Below are 14,508 nucleotides of genomic sequence, written 5' to 3'. Positions count from 1 at the left end.
TCCCTCGGCGACTACCGGCCTCTCGTTATGGTTGTCTGCCTGCTTCTTCCACCGCCGTCACGGCAGGGTGACCACGCTACGACTGGCGCCGACGTGCTGCACTACCCGATAGCCGGTCTGTGGCGGCGCGGGAGCACTTTTCGCTGCCGGTCGCTCGACACCGGTCAACTCCTCGAAGCTGACGGTCTGGCCCGGCTCACTGAGGCTCTGACCCAGGGATACCGGCAGGAAGCTGGCGCCGCCTGCCATCATGCGCAGATCATCGATCCCCTCGCCAAAGCCGGCGGCCTCCTCGCTGCCCACCACCGCCAGGCGCAGCCGCCCGGTGGTCTCGGCCAGCAGCAACCGGGCGGTCTCGGTCTCGGGCATCGCCAGCACCGCGGTGCGCTCTCCCCCCTTTTCGTCGTCACCGTCGACACCCACCAGTCGCTCACCGACCCCCAGCACCGACACGTCGGCAAACAGTCGTCGTGCCAGGCGATGTCGCTCGCCACCTTCCCCCTGAGCCTCGGCAAAATAGAGCACGTCGACTCGATCCCCCGGGGCGACGAAACCTCCGCCCCCGATCACTGCATCGATGCCGACCCCCACCGCGCGAAAGCCCGGAGGCACCACCTCGGCCAGAGCGCTGCCACCGACAAAGCCGCTTTCACGCAGCACGTCGCCTTCCGCCAGAGGACGTGCCAGGCGCGTGTCGGGCAACTGATCGAGAGCAGAGAAGGTGCTTGCAGGCGGCTCGGGGAAGTAGGCCAGGCGCAACGCGTCTTCGAGATCGGCAGGACGCTCCCCCGCTGCCAGGTCCCTGGCCGCCACCAGAACCGGATGGCCCAGAGGTTCGGGGGAAATGGTCTCTGGCGCGACGTTAGCGCCTTTAGACGGTTCCCCTTTGGAACCTAGATTCCAGCCAACAATTGCCAGCCCTAGGGCAACAATCACCAGGATTGCTGCCATTGCTCTCAAGACACGTGGACTAAGGCCTTCTTTTTCGCCGGAACTTGCCATCAGCTAGTCTCCACCACTTACGCAACTTACCCGAAGCCAATCGAAAAGAAGGTCATTATTTAAAAAACCATCTCAACCCTCGGTAGTAAGTGCGCTTTTGACGTCATCCAGAAGGCCGTCCAGAAGTGTTGTCAGTGTCCCTGCTTCACCGCCACCGAAAACCAGAAAAAGCGCGGCGGCTATAAGAGCCACGATAACGCCATACTCGATAGCGGTAGCACCGCGCTGTCCACGGTAGCGGGGGTGATTCAGGGTGGAAATATTGCGCACAGGGGCCGCCTCGCCCCGGGAAAAGCGCTGGAATACTTTCATTTTGACACTCCTGCGTAAAATCGTTTTTTTCTTTGTATATCGTCAGCTTTTCGCGAGTGATTCCTGTTTTCTTCTTATACCTCCTGCCTTTTATTAATCCTTTTTTATTAATATCGACCTCTCTTTATTAGTAGTCATCCTGACTATTTTTGTCATCCTCTAGAATGAAACCAAACGTATCTATTGATTAACAGGAGATACAGATTGTTTCATCACACGAGATGACACTTGAATGATATATCGGACATTTCAACTCCAGACATGGCCCTGCCCTGAGCAACCACTTCCCGCAACGCGACCGCCATGCCTGGCGACGGCATTACCTTGAGGCCGTCGCCTTGGGGTCATGGCCTTGACCCCCTTCCCCCATCACCGGACACTTGCCCACCTCGCCGCCGTCCCGTTGCGCCCTTGCCTTCAGCCGAACAGGCCTTTCATCGTGTCGACCTCCACCAGCACCTTCTCGTCCACCCTCGAACGCCTGCCGCGCATCGCCGGCCTGGCCTGGCCGATCATCCTGTCCAATATCACGGTGCCGCTGCTGGGCCTCGTCGACACCGCCGTGGTCGGCCACCTGCCCGACTCACGCTACCTGGCCGGAGTGACGCTGGGCGCGACCCTGTTCGGCTTCCTCTACTGGGGGTTTGGCTTTCTGCGCATGGGGACCACCGGCCTGACCTCCCAGGCGCTGGGACGCGAGCGCGACGATCAGGTGCGCCATCTGCTGGGGCAGTCGTTGCTGTTGGCAGGAGGGATCGGACTTGCGCTGATCCTGCTGGGTGACCCGCTGATCGCGCTGGGGCTATGGCTACTGGATGGAAGCCCCGAGGCTACCGGGCTCGCCGAGAGCTATGCCGCCATTCGTCTGCTGTCGGCGCCAGCGGTGCTGGCCAACTACGCCATCCTCGGCTGGTTCCTCGGCCAGCAGAACAGTCGAGTGACGCTGTTGCTGCTGCTGACCAACAACGGCGTCAATATCGTGCTCGATGTGCTGTTCGTGGTGGGGCTCGACATGACCAGCGACGGCGTGGCCTGGGCCACGGTAATCGCCGACTACACCACCGCCGCCCTGGGGCTGTGGCTGTGCCGTCGACGCCTGGGCCGACTGGGTGGACATTTCGAGCGGGCGCGACTGTTGACCATTGGCGCCTACCGGGAGCTGTTCTCGGTCAACGCCAACCTGTTCGTGCGCACCCTTGGCCTGCTGTTCGCCCAGGCCTTCTTTACCGCCCAGGGGGCGTCCCAGGGGGACACCGTGCTGGCCGCCAACGCGGTGCTGCTGCAGTTCATCATGCTGACCTCCTACGGCCTGGACGGCTTCGCCAACGCCGCCGAGGCCCTTACCGGTCACGCCATTGGTCGCCGTCGTTTCGATGACTTCGCTCTCTCGGTGCGCGCGGCGGCGTTGTGCTCGCTGGCCACCGCGGCCCTGGCAAGCCTCGCCTTCGCGCTAGGCGGCAACGCCCTGATCGCGCTGCTTACCGGCCTGCCGGAGGTGCGCGCCACGGCGGCCCAGTTTCTGCCCTGGATGGTCGCCATGCCGCTGATCGCGGTGTGGAGCTACCTGCTCGATGGGGTCTTCATCGGCGCCACCGCGATTGCCGAAATGCGCAACTCCATCTTCATCGGCCTGGCGGTCTATCTGCCGCTGTGGTGGCTGACCCAGGGGCTCGGCAACCACGGCCTGTGGCTGGCCTTTACGACCTTTACCGCAGTGCGCTCGGCGGTACTTGTGACCTACTATCTTCGCTATCGCAGCACGCGCTGGCGTGACACCGCCTGAGGAGCGACGGCCGAAGATCACCGATGGTGAATGTGCCGAGACGTTATCTGCCTTACAGGTGGTTTTGACTCACGGGCGCCTGCTGCGGCACCGTTGACTCCCAGTGGCCCGGGAAGGCCCTCTTTCACAACCAGAAGAAGCGATACACGCCATGCTGAGAGCATTGTCACGACCCGCCGTGAAACTGGTGGAACGCTATCTGCCAGATCCCTACATCTTCGTCCTGTTGCTGACGATCATCGCCGCCGCAGCAGCCATCGCCATCGAACGCCAGTCGCCCATGGCCGTGCTCACCTACTGGGGTGACGGCTTCTGGAACCTGCTGAGCTTCTCCATGCAGATGCTGCTGGTGCTGGTCACCGGCTTCATGCTGGCAAGCTCACCGCCGGTCAAGCGACTGCTGCAGAGCCTGGCAGGCCTTGCCAACAATGCCGGCGCCGCCATCCTGCTGGTGACCCTGGTGTCGCTGGCGGCCAGCTGGATCAACTGGGGCTTCGGCCTGGTGGTCGGCGCCCTGTTCGCCAAGGAGCTGGCCCGGGTCATTCGGGTGGACTATCGCCTGCTGGTGGCCAGCGCCTACTCCGGCTTCGTGGTCTGGCACGGTGGTCTTGCCGGCTCGGTGCCGCTGACCATCGCCACCGATGGCCACTTCTCGGTGGAGCAGATCGGCGTGATCGGCACCAGCGAGACGATCTTCTCCTACTTCAACCTGTTGATCGTGCTAGCTCTTTTCATCGCGGTGCCGCTGGTCAACCGGCTGATGCTGCCCGGCGAAAAGGAAAGCGTCTACGTCGATCCGGCGCTGCTGGGAGATGACGAGGACCGTCGGGTACGCATCACCCGCCCGGCCGAGCGCCTCGAGAACAGCATGACTCTGGCGCTGCTGGTAGGCGTACCGGGTCTGATCTATCTGATCAGCTACTTCGTCGGCGGCGGCGGTCTGAACCTGAACGTGGTCAACTTCATGTTCCTGTTCCTGGCCATCATCCTCCACCGCACCCCCCAGAGCCTGCTCAACAGCCTGCACGAGGGCATCAAGGGTGGCGCCGGCATCGTCATCCAGTTCCCCTTCTACGCCGGCATCATGGCCATCATGATCCAGTCGGGACTGGCCGAGACCATGTCCGAGGCGATGATCTCCTTTGCCACCGAGACCAGCCTGCCGTTCTGGACCTTCCTCAGCGCCGGCATCGTCAATATGTTCGTGCCCTCCGGCGGCGGCCAGTGGGCGGTTCAGGCCCCGGTGGTCATTCCTGCCGCCCAGGCGCTTGGCGTAGATATTCCCCGTGCGGCCATGGCCGTGGCCTGGGGTGACGCCTGGACCAACCTGCTGCAGCCCTTCTGGGCGCTGCCGGTACTTGGCATCGCCGGGCTAAAGGCCAAGGACATCATGGGCTTCTGCCTGATCCAGTTGTTCGTCACCGGTATCATCATCTCGGTCTGCCTGACCTGGCTGTAGAGGCCTCCCGGAGCGTCAGCCGGGTGCCTGGCGGCCTGTACAGCCGAGGCGACAACTGACTTTCAACGAGCGCCTTGTCCCCTTGGCGGGGGGCAAGGCGTTATGCTGTGGTGGAGCGCCAGACAGACGCCAACAGCCCCCCCGCGCACCGTATTCCGAGGAAACTTCGATGGCAGAGCAAAGCCTACCGGGTCAGCACGAATTGACCATGACCGTACTGATGACCCCCGACATGGCCAATTTCAGTGGCAAGGTACACGGTGGCGCCATCCTCAAGAAGCTCGACGAGGTCGCCTACGCCTGCGCCAGTCGCTACTCAGGCCATTATGTGGTGACCCTGTCGGTGGACCAGGTGCGCTTCAAGCAACCGATCCACGTGGGCGAGCTGGTGACCTTTCTGGCCAGCGTCAACCATGTGGGCCGCTCTTCCATGGAGATCGGCATCAAGGTGGTGGCGGAGGACATCCGCCAGAAGGTCATTCGCCACACCAACAGCTGCTACCTGACCATGGTGGCGGTGGACCCCGACGGCCGCCCGGCCTCGGTGCCTCCGCTGACCCTGGACACGTCAATCCGCAAGCTGCGCTACGAAAAAGCCGCGTTGCGCAAGAAGTTGCGCAAGCAGGCCGAAGAGGAAGAGATGCGAACGAACCAGGAACTGGGCGAGCGCTGAAGGCGTGCCATCCCCCGACAGCTCGATACGTCTTCACACAACAAGTCCACACAACAAGTCCACACAACAAGTCCACACAACCAGTCCACACAACAAGGCCGCCCCGAAGGGCGGCCTTGTCGATTGCCGGGCGGGCAGCGTGACGCTCAGCCGCAGGCCAGCTCACGGATGACATCGGCATCATCCAGGCGCACGTTGAGGCGATCCAGCCGCAGGTCCATGGTGGCAACCCCGCCGGGACGCAGCACCCGCACCGTCTTGGCCCCGCTCTCGGCCTTGAGCCGTTCATCGAAGCTGGCGTCGTAGCTCTGGCCGACCAGGCCCTGCACCGCCTCGGCGTCGCAGGCCTCGGCCATGGGAGCGCGCTCCGGCGGCAGCGGTGCCGGTTCGCCGGATCCGCCGGACGACGACGAGCAGCCGGCCAGAGCCGCGACCAGCAGCAGGGGAAGAAGTGGTTTCATCGATGGCCTCCAGTGCCAGAAATCCTTGTGCAAGCGCCCGCCAGCCTCGTATCGCTGCAGCGCGCCTCAAAACCTATCACGACGCTGCGCCTGACGGACAGGCCGTGGTCAACTCGTTGCCAACTGACAGACCTGGCGGTCGGGACGACGAACATGGAACCTGTTGGAGACAGCAATGGCGGGAAAGTTCCGACGGAGAAACAGATAGCGCGAGTCAGCAGAGGCACGGCGACAAAGAGCACCCATGGGGAGAACAGCGACGACGAGGCGGCTCACCGCCGTGGTTCTTCTCGCTGCCCCTACGTTTCCTGGCTCGGTCTAGCGGGAACGTTTCCGGCTAGACCGAGCCTTTCTGGCTAGCTGGAGCTTTTCTGGATCGCCTCTCCACCCTTCTCGATATCCTCGCCCACCCCACGAACGGTGTTGCAGCCGTTCAACAGCGCCAGGGTGAATACTGATACCAGAATCAACGACAGCATCCTTTTCATGGTTCCTATCTCCTTGCAGCCAGGCAGGTAAGCGAAATACATCATCCTCTGACAATCTAGCACGATCACCGCCCATCGCTAGCCTCCCAGCCAACGCTCGGACGAGGTAATCCGCCACACGGCACAACGCCAGACGCCGTCCGGCTACTACGAAGCCCCTTCACGTCAGTGCCAAGCCTCTTCACTTCGGTGCCAAGCCCCTCACGACAGCGCCAGCTTGAGGATGATCACGCCAATCACCGCCACCGTCAGCCACTTGACCACCATGGCCCCACGGGAACTCATGTTGACCTTCACCGCCAGCCAGGCCCCGGTCATGCTGCCGGCAGCCAGCACCAGGCCGTAGCTCCAGCGCACCTGGTCGTGCCACAGGAAGATGGCCAGCGCCGGCAGGGTGTAGACCAGGATGATCAGTACCTTGAAGGCGTTGACCTGGCCAAGATCGATCTTGAGCATGCGATAGAGCACGATCATGAACAGGATGCCGACACCCACCTGCAGAAAGCCGCCATAGAGCCCGATGACAAACATCGCCAGATAGACCCCAGGGGTCAGTCGCTCGACGGTCAGCGGGCGGGTGTCGAGCTTCGGCTGGGGCAACAGCATGATGATCGCCGCGGCCACCATCACCACCATCAAAATGGTTTCGAACAGGGCGTCGCTGACCCTGAGCGCCAGCCACACCCCCAGCATCGAGCCCAGTACCGCGGGCACCGACAGGCGCAGGCTGAGACGGATATGACGGGCACCGGCGCGGAAGAAGTTGGCCACCGCCGACACGCTCTGCAGGGTGATCGACACCCGGTTGGTACCGTTGGCCACCTGCGGCGGCAGGCCCAGAAACATCAACAGCGGCAGGGTCAGCATCGAGCCCCCGGCCGCCAGCACATTGATAAAACCTGCCACGATACCCGCAAGCAGCAGGGCCACTCCCTCGACTGGCGTCATCTGTCGTCCTCTGTTCGAATCATCTGCGTTGTCACCCTGCCCACCCGCTCTGATGTACCCTAGGCGCTGGACACCATCCTGGAGGCCTTGCATGAGCGACTTCGTCGTCGATCCGCGCCTCGTCGCGGACAGCTACCCCATCACCGAACTGCCACTGTGTCAGCTGCGGCTGATGGACGACGCCCGCTATCCCTGGCTGGTGCTGATCCCGCGCCGCGCCGAGGTGAGCGAGGTGTACGATCTGTCCGAACAGGACCAGCAGCAGCTATGGCGAGAGGCCACCCGCATCGGCAAGGCGTTGAAGGCCTATGCCAGCGGCGACAAGCTCAATATCGCCAGCCTCGGCAATATGGTCGCGCAACTGCACATCCACGTCATCGTTCGCCACCAGGGCGACCCCGCCTGGCCTGGCCCGGTGTGGGGTCAGGGCCAGGCGACGCCCTACGACAAGGACAGCCTTGCCGCCACCAAGGACCGTATCCTGGCGCTGGCAGGCGGGCTGTCCTTCAAGGGTTGAACGAGACGGTGATCAAGCTCGGGGCAGTGCCCCGGGCCGCCAGATAGCGGACTACAGCCCAGGTCCCATCGCGAAAGCCAGGTCGAAGCGGCCTGGCTCAGGCTCCCAGTCCCCCTGGTCGCCCTCCGGGGGACATCAGTGGCAGGCTGGGGTCGCTGGCGCCGACCTGAGACATCAGCAGGATCCCGAGCCCGGCGATCAACAGCCCCCCGGTCAGCGCCACCAGCGCGCCCAGCCGCGCCATCACTCGACCACGAGCGGCGGAGGTCCGTGCGGCACGAGCGGCGACCCAGTCCCGCGCCAACACGCTGGCAAGCCCCAGCGTCGATACCGTCAAGGCGGTACCCAGCGACATCGCCAGTACCGCAGCCACCCCCATCCAGGGCTGGCCGAGCAGGCTGGTCACCCCCATCAGCAGCACCGCCCCGGAGCAGGGTCTTGCGCCGATCGCCAGCACCGCAAGCCAGGCCTCCCGACGCGGCCCGTGGGGCGAGACATGATGATGGCCTGAGCAGCAGTCGTGGTGACCGTGGTGTTGGTGGTGGCGGTGCGGTTCATGAGGGCCATGGTGGCCATCATGAGAAGGCGCCAGGTCCGCCGGGGAGGATCGCGCGATCTTGAGCAGTCGTCCAAGCGCCCGTGCACTCAGCCACAGGCCCAGCAGCGCGACCAGCGCAAAGCTCAGTCGCTCGACCCAGACCACGCTGCCCAGGGCCTCCCGGGTCAGCCAGCCAAGTCCCTGCACCAGCGCCAGGATCAGCACGATGGCCACCGCACCCTGCAGCAGGGCGGCCGCCACCGACAGCGCCAGGGCCCGCCGCCAGGCTCCGCCCTGGGAGACCAGGTAGGCACTGATCACGGCCTTGCCGTGGCCTGGCCCGGCGGCATGGAAGACACCGTAGAACAGGCTCAGGCCGATCAAGGTCAGCCAGGCGTCGGAGGAAGGCGTCCGGTCGAGCAGCGTTACCGCCTGGGTCAAGCGGCGGTGCAGGTCGGCCTGCATGGCGATGACCCAGTGTCCGAGGGCGTCCAGCGCTCCGCTGGCCTCGAGCGCCAGGATGAGCACCGCCACCACGCCCAGTGCAAGAACCAGCTGCAGCCAGGGGCGTTGCCTGCTCAGCATGACACCCGCCCCGTCTCGGCAAAGAAGCGACCGAGCCCCTGGGGGGCGCTATCGTCGACATCGAGCTGGGCCGCCGCCATGACCTTCTCGGGATCGGGGTCGGCGACGATGATCGACGCCTGACAGGCATCCGGCACGCTCAACGCCTGGGCCAGAGGCCCCTCGTCGTCGGCTTCGTGCACCACCTCGACGTAGTAGGAGGGATCGAAGACGCGATATTCCAGGGTACTGCCGGCAAGGTCCTGAGGCTCGGCCAGCGGCAGCCGAAAGTGCAGCACCACGCGCTCGTCACGGGCCATCACTGTGGCTTCGCTGACCGCTGCGAAGGCCAGCGCCTGGCCGTCGACCTCGGCCTCGGTAAAGAAGTCCCGGGGCGCAAGATTGACCAGCATGTCGCCCCCCAGCCGATCCAGCGCGGCGTCCTGGCCGTCCTCGGCGGCGCGAGCCTCCTCGAGCAGCACCAGGCTGTAGAAGGGATCCAGGCGCCATACCTGGCGCAGGGCGGTGACCCGCCCCTGGTCGTCGGTCTCGAGCGTCACCGACAGATCCACCCAGCTATGGGGGTGCGCCATCGCCGGTGTGGCGGGCGCCAGCCACAGGCCGGCGCCCAGCGCGAGAGACAGAAGAAATGCCGCCACGGCGCGGCGATGCAAGTCCAAAGCGGCCTGAAATCCGGCCACAGCACGCGAGAGATAGATCAACGGGCGAGTCTTCCTTGTAGTTCGACAAACAGGGGTTCCACCACCGCAGGCGGCAGGCGCCGCCCGCTACGGTAGCCTTGCAGCGAGACGCTGGCACCGGAGGCGCCGGCAGGCTCGACCCGCGCCTCGAGGCGATAGCCCGGCGGACGTGCCAAAGAGGCATCGATACGCCCCAGTTCGCCGTCGGCCTGGGTGACGACGTAGCCCTGCTCCATCAGCATCGCCAGGGTTTCGTTCAGGGCCGGCCCGGGCGCCACCGCGACCAGCATCTGGCGCGGCGGCTCGGCCATCGATGATGAGCCGGCGCAGCCCGACAGCCCGACGGCCATCAGCACCACGGACAGGCTCAGCAGTCTCTTTCCGGGGGCCTTTCCCAATACTGATGTCCACCTTCGCGTCATTGCACACCCCCGCTGCTGGATGCCACCGACGCCAGTTGCTGACGCACCGATGCACAGAAGTCGGCGTCACTGGCGGTGCGCGACTCACGTAGCTGGCCGGTCCAGTCAAACAGGCGAATATCCCGCGTCAGACGGACGTCCTGGCCATCCAGCGCCACCGAGACCCGCTCGACCCGGGTCGCATCGTCGTTGGTACCCCAGCCCCAGGAGCCAAAGCCGACCCCTACGCCGGCGCCGACGTGGCCACCGCTGCCACCCAGCACGAAGCCGCCCAGGCGTGGGCGCACGGCGTCGGCGTTATGGTAGGTGGTGCGCTCGGTCTTCTCGGCGCTGACCACCCCGAGTGCGGTATCGGTATCACGCACCAGGAAGTCGCGGCCTTCCAGCACCGTGACCACATCGGCCAGGGATACCGAGCCGGCTACCACCGGCCATTGACACCCGGACGAGGGAGCGGGTTCCGCCACCGGCATCTGCTGAGGCGTGCTCTGACAGGCGCTTAGCCAGGGCAACAGGCCCAGCACCGCCACTGATGAGCATTTCGCCCAAATGTTGCGGCCTCTATCGGGCAAATTTTTGTACATTTGCATCAGGACCTCCCAGCCAGGGGCGTGAAATACTGTCAAGAGTCTACGCTGTCCCGAGCCACGGGCAAACGCTCGCCCAGCCGAACCTCGGGCCCAGCGGCGATCCGCCTGTCGCCCCTCAGGCGTGCGCCCACCTTTTCACCAGAGGACCGACCATGAACCTGTTGATCTGCCCCGACAGTTACAAGGATGCCCTGCCCGCCAGCGACGCCGCCCGCGCCATTGCCGAGGGGGCCCGCCGCGCCGACCCGGACATCACCATCGACGAGTGCCCCATGGCCGATGGTGGCGAGGGCAGCCTCGACGCCCTGCTCGGCGCCACCGGGGCCGAAAAACGCAGCGTCAGGGTACAGGACGCCCTGGGGCGCCCCGCCGAGGCCGCCTGGGGTTGGCACCCAGAGTCCCGCACCGGCTATATCGAGCTGGCCGAGGCCAGCGGCCTGCAGGCGCTGAGCTCGTCAGAGCGCACCGCGCTGGACAGCACCACCCACGGCGTCGGCGAGCTGATCCTGGCCGCCCTGGACGCTGGCGCCGAACGCCTGTTGATCACCCTGGGCGGCAGCGCCACCAACGACGGGGGCGCCGGCATGCTGGTGGCCCTGGGCGCCCGTCTGCTCGACGCCGACGACCAGCCGATTCCCCCCACCGGGGCGGGACTCGAGGGACTGGCACGGGTGGATCTGTCGGGGCTCGATTCGCGCCTGGCCGACGTCAGGGTGGAGGCGGCGGTGGACGTGGACAATCCGCTGCTGGGCGAGCGCGGCGCCAGCGCGGTATTCGGTCCCCAGAAGGGTGCCAGCGAAGCCGATGTAGCGCGCCTGGACGCCGCCCTGGCGCACTGGGCCGACAAGGCCGCCGAGTGCCTCGGCGAGGACCTGCGCGACGCCCCCGGCACGGGCGCGGCCGGAGGCATGGGCTTTGCCGTCGCTGCCTTCCTTGGCGGCGAGCTTCGCCCAGGTATCGAGATGATCATGGAACAGGCCGGCATGGACGAACGCCTGGCACGAGCGGATCTGGTGATTACCGGCGAGGGTCAGCTCGATGGCCAGAGCCTGTCGGGCAAGACCCCGATCGGCATTTCGCGGGCGGCCCGCGCCAAGGGGGTGCCGGTGATCGTGCTGGCCGGTCGTATGGCACCAGGCTGGCAGGCGGCGCTGGACGAGGGCGTCAGCGCCGCCTTCGCCCTGGCCGACGGCCCGATGGCACTGGACGAGGCGCTGGAACGCTGCGCCGAGCTGCTCGCCGATCGAAGCGAGAACCTGATTCGCACGCTCCAGGCCATCGGCCGTTGAAGGGAGGCCCGGCCTACCGAGGTGACAGGGCTGCCCTTGAAAGCGGCCTTCGTCGTCCCTATGTCATCCCTACGTCATAGGCAGGCGTCATCAATGGACGCTATCGTGGCGATGGAAGAGATTCACTCTCCAACGCCCTCCCTTAGGGATAGACTGGAACACAGCGATCAAGGAGGTATTGCATGAGCGACACTAACGCCATCGGCCTGCATTCAGGCAGCGCCAGCGATCTGGCCGAAAAGCTCAACGAGCTCCTGGCCAACTACCAGATCTTCTACATGAACGTTCGTGGCTATCACTGGAACGTGAAGGGCTCGAACTTCTTCGAACTCCACGAAAAATTCGAGGAGTTCTACACCGACCTGCTGGCCAAGGTGGACGAGGTCGCCGAGCGCATCCTGACCCTCGGACACAAGCCGGTTCACGCCTATAGCGACTATATCTCGCTGTCGCGCATCACCGAGGCCAAGGACGTGCATGACGGCGAAGCCTGCGTGCGCGGCGTGCTGGAAGGCTACCAGCGGCTGATCGAACTGCAGCGCGAGATCCTGTCCGTGGCCTCTGACGCCGACGATGAAGGCACCGCCTCCCAGGTCGGAGACTACATCCGCGAGCAGGAAAAGACCGTGTGGATGCTGGGCGCCTACCTGGGCTGACCCCCTGGCGACCCACGCAGTGCAAAGGAAGACGCCCCGCTCGGCTTGAGCGGGGCGTCGTCGTTTACGAGGGTCACTTCAGGCGTCGTCGACGGCCTGACCATCGTTGCCCAGCGTCGCCGGCGACTGAGCCGCCCTTTTGAGCTCCTCCGGCAGCGGCTTTTTCATCCGCGCGCCGAGGCGTTCGAGCTCGAGCGCCTGAGCGACCAGGCTGCCCTGGCCCTGGGACAGCCGGTTCATCGCCTGGTGATGACTGGCGCTGGCGCGCTCCAGGTGCTTGCCGACGTCGTCGAGGCTGTCGACGAATCCAGAGAACTTGGCCAGCAGGCGCTCTGCCCGGGACACGATGACCCGGGCGTTCTCGTTCTGGCGCTCCATGCTCCAGAGTCCCGCCACGGTCCGCAGACTGGCCAGCAGGGTGGTCGGGGTGACCACCACCACCTGGCGGTCGAAGGCTTCCTGGAACAGCGAGGGATCACGCTCGAAGGCCGCGGCGAAGGCCGGCTCCACCGGTACGAACAGGAACACGAAGTCCGGCGAATGCAGCCCCGGCAGGGCCGGGTAGTCCTTGGCGGCGAGCCCGCGGATATGGCTGCGCAGCGAGGTCAGGTGAGCGCTCATGGCGCTTTCGCGCTCGGTCTCGTCGTCGGCGTTGACCACCCGGGTCCAGGCGGTCAGGGAGACCTTGGCGTCGACGATCAGGTGGCGATCCTCGGGCAGGTAGATGATGGCGTCGGGACGCTGGCGTCCCTGCTCGCCGTTCATCGACACCTCGCGGCGGTACTCGATGTCGCGCCGCAGGCCGCTGCGTTCCAGCACGGTCTCCAGCATCAACTCGCCCCAGCCGCCCTGGGCCTTCTGGTCGCCCTTGAGCGCCCGGGCAAGCCCCGCCGCCTCCTCGCCGAGGCGGGCGTTGAGACCCGCCAGCTGCTCGATCTGGGCCTTGAGCGATACCGCCTCGCGGCTGTGCTGTCCGGTCAGGTCCTCGACCCGCTGGCGGAACTGGTCCACCTGCTCGCGAAACGGCTTGAGCAGCGACTCGAGTCCCTCGCGGCTCTGGGTCTGGTAGGCCTGCTGGCGCTCGTCGAAGACCTGGCCTGCGAGCCGATGAAATTCCTGCTTGAGCTGCTCCCGGGAGGATTCCACCAGCGCCATCTGCTCGCGATGACGCGCCGCCATCTGCTCGCGCTCGGTCTCCAGGCGGGCGTTGTGCTCACGCACATCGGCGAGCTGCTGACGGGCGACGCCGAGCTCGCCCCGCTGGGTCTCGAGCTGCTCTCGGCTGGCGTCGAGCTGGGCATCGCTGATGGCCAGCTCCTGCTCGAGCTGGCGTGCGACCTCGCGCCGCTGCTCGAGCTGAGCCTTGGTCGTCTCGAGCTCTGCTGCCAGGGCCTGTTCACGCCGCGGCCCCTGTCGATACCCTCGCCAGGCCAGCGCCAGCAACGCAATCGCCAGCAGCGAGACTCCGGCAAGAGCCGGCGCCAGGGGCTGGGCGAACAGTGACTCGAGGGCCGGACTCATCTCAGCCTCATATCAGCGGGTGCCCTCGGCCAGGTCGCCGATCAGCGCCTTGAGCAGGCCGTAGAATTCCTCCACCGAAGCGATCTCGACGCGCTCGTCCGGCGAGTGGGCGCCGCGAATCAGGGGGCCGAAGGAAATCATCTGAAGCTCGGGGTACTTGCCGCCGAGAATCCCGCACTCGAGCCCGGCGTGGATGACCTTGATCTCCGGGTCCACCGCCAGGCGCTGACGATGCAGCTCACAGAAGCGCTTGAGCAGGTCGCTGTCGGGCTGAGGCGTCCAGCCGGGGTAGCCGTTCTCGACCCGGGTGCGGGCACCGATCAGCTCGAACAGCGCGGTGAAGCGCTCGGCCAGATCCATGGTGGCGCTGTCGCGCAGTGAACGCACCAGGGCGCACAGGTGAAAGCGGCCGTTCTCGAGGCTGACCACGCCCAGGTTGTTGGAGGTCTCGACCACGCCTGGCACCTCGACGCTCATGCGCTCGACACCGCAGGGCGCGGCATGCAACGCCGCCACCAGCAGGCGGCTGGCGTGGCGGGTCAGCGCTTCCTCTCGCGGCGTGGCGCAGGGCTCCAGGGGCAGCC

At 65.5% G+C, this 14,508-nt stretch carries 16 protein-coding genes and 1 pseudogene; 6 read left to right on the top strand and 11 right to left on the bottom strand.

What is annotated here, in order from left to right:
- Positions 1 to 57: 57 nt before the first annotated feature.
- Together cpaB and NH448_RS20145 are read right to left on the bottom strand one after the other, a co-directional pair.
- Positions 58 to 951 carry a Flp pilus assembly protein CpaB gene (cpaB, locus tag NH448_RS20150; protein WP_253029309.1) on the bottom strand — a complete coding sequence of 298 codons (894 nt, stop codon included), beginning with the start codon at positions 949 to 951 and terminating at the stop codon, positions 58 to 60.
- Between the two features lie 123 nt (positions 952 to 1,074).
- A complete protein-coding gene (locus NH448_RS20145) occupies positions 1,075 to 1,314 on the bottom strand; it encodes a Flp family type IVb pilin (RefSeq protein WP_253029308.1) in 240 nt (79 codons plus the stop codon).
- 439 nt (positions 1,315 to 1,753) lie between these two features.
- Here NH448_RS20145 and NH448_RS20140 point away from each other — a divergent pair, with 439 nt between their 5' ends.
- The 3 genes from NH448_RS20140 to NH448_RS20130 all read left to right on the top strand — a co-directional run bounded on the left by NH448_RS20140 (position 1,754) and on the right by NH448_RS20130 (position 5,229).
- A complete protein-coding gene (locus NH448_RS20140; protein WP_231498423.1) occupies positions 1,754 to 3,097 on the top strand; it encodes an MATE family efflux transporter in 1,344 nt (447 codons plus the stop codon).
- 151 nt (positions 3,098 to 3,248) lie between these two features.
- A complete protein-coding gene (locus tag NH448_RS20135; RefSeq protein WP_045991402.1) occupies positions 3,249 to 4,556 on the top strand; it encodes a TIGR00366 family protein in 1,308 nt (435 codons plus the stop codon).
- 169 nt (positions 4,557 to 4,725) lie between these two features.
- Complete coding sequence (locus NH448_RS20130; protein WP_253029307.1) at positions 4,726 to 5,229, top strand: acyl-CoA thioesterase; 504 nt, start codon at positions 4,726 to 4,728, stop codon at positions 5,227 to 5,229.
- A gap of 146 nt (positions 5,230 to 5,375) precedes the next feature.
- Here NH448_RS20130 and NH448_RS20125 read toward each other — a convergent pair whose 3' ends face one another.
- The 3 genes from NH448_RS20125 to NH448_RS20115 form a co-directional block, all read right to left on the bottom strand.
- The gene (locus NH448_RS20125; protein WP_045991400.1) at positions 5,376 to 5,690 is read right to left on the bottom strand and encodes an I78 family peptidase inhibitor; all 315 of its coding nucleotides are present in this window, start codon (positions 5,688 to 5,690) and stop codon (positions 5,376 to 5,378) included.
- Positions 5,691 to 6,046: 356 nt separating this feature from the next.
- Entirely contained in the window at positions 6,047 to 6,178 is a 132-nt protein-coding gene (locus NH448_RS20120) for an entericidin A/B family lipoprotein (RefSeq protein ID WP_045991399.1), read from the bottom strand.
- Positions 6,179 to 6,379: 201 nt separating this feature from the next.
- Positions 6,380 to 7,126 (bottom strand): sulfite exporter TauE/SafE family protein, encoded by a 747-nt coding sequence (locus NH448_RS20115; protein WP_045991398.1) that lies wholly within the window; start codon positions 7,124 to 7,126, stop codon positions 6,380 to 6,382.
- 91 nt (positions 7,127 to 7,217) lie between these two features.
- Between NH448_RS20115 and NH448_RS20110 the strand changes: the two genes are divergently transcribed.
- Positions 7,218 to 7,643, top strand: a complete 426-nt coding sequence (locus tag NH448_RS20110; protein WP_045991397.1) for an HIT domain-containing protein — start codon at positions 7,218 to 7,220, stop codon at positions 7,641 to 7,643.
- Between the two features lie 97 nt (positions 7,644 to 7,740).
- Here the strand turns inward: NH448_RS20110 and NH448_RS20105 are convergent, their stop codons facing one another.
- The 4 genes from NH448_RS20105 to NH448_RS20090 are packed head-to-tail and all read right to left on the bottom strand — an operon-like array spanning position 7,741 to position 10,398.
- Positions 7,741 to 8,766, bottom strand: coding sequence for a sodium:proton antiporter (locus NH448_RS20105; protein WP_253029306.1), 1,026 nt, complete (start codon positions 8,764 to 8,766; stop codon positions 7,741 to 7,743).
- Positions 8,760 to 9,404, bottom strand: coding sequence for a DUF1007 family protein (locus NH448_RS20100; protein WP_253029305.1), 645 nt, complete (start codon positions 9,402 to 9,404; stop codon positions 8,760 to 8,762). The genes NH448_RS20105 and NH448_RS20100 overlap by 7 nt, the downstream gene beginning before the upstream one ends.
- Positions 9,405 to 9,463: 59 nt before the next feature.
- Entirely contained in the window at positions 9,464 to 9,844 is a 381-nt protein-coding gene (locus NH448_RS20095; RefSeq protein WP_253029304.1) for a hypothetical protein, read from the bottom strand.
- A gap of 20 nt (positions 9,845 to 9,864) precedes the next feature.
- On the bottom strand, positions 9,865 to 10,398 hold the full coding sequence (locus tag NH448_RS20090; RefSeq protein ID WP_108195008.1) for a hypothetical protein: 534 nt from the start codon (positions 10,396 to 10,398) through the stop codon (positions 9,865 to 9,867).
- Between the two features lie 212 nt (positions 10,399 to 10,610).
- On the opposite strand from NH448_RS20090, the gene NH448_RS20085 reads away from it, so the two are divergent.
- Complete coding sequence (locus NH448_RS20085) at positions 10,611 to 11,747, top strand: glycerate kinase (protein WP_253029303.1); 1,137 nt, start codon at positions 10,611 to 10,613, stop codon at positions 11,745 to 11,747.
- A 182-nt stretch (positions 11,748 to 11,929) separates the two neighbouring features.
- On the top strand, positions 11,930 to 12,403 hold the full coding sequence (locus NH448_RS20080; protein ID WP_108131144.1) for a Dps family protein: 474 nt from the start codon (positions 11,930 to 11,932) through the stop codon (positions 12,401 to 12,403).
- Between the two features lie 78 nt (positions 12,404 to 12,481).
- On the opposite strand, the gene rmuC is transcribed toward NH448_RS20080, so the two are convergent.
- Both rmuC and NH448_RS20070 read right to left on the bottom strand, forming a co-directional pair.
- On the bottom strand, positions 12,482 to 13,924 hold the full coding sequence (rmuC, locus tag NH448_RS20075) for a DNA recombination protein RmuC (RefSeq protein ID WP_253029302.1): 1,443 nt from the start codon (positions 13,922 to 13,924) through the stop codon (positions 12,482 to 12,484).
- Between the two features lie 12 nt (positions 13,925 to 13,936).
- A pseudogene (locus NH448_RS20070) lies at positions 13,937 to 14,508 on the bottom strand (M20/M25/M40 family metallo-hydrolase); the annotation flags it as partial.

It is taken from the genome of Halomonas sp. OfavH-34-E, from assembly GCF_024124525.1.
Lineage (GTDB): Bacteria > Pseudomonadota > Gammaproteobacteria > Pseudomonadales > Halomonadaceae > Halomonas > Halomonas litopenaei.
This window is presented reverse-complemented; position numbering and strand designations above follow the sequence as displayed.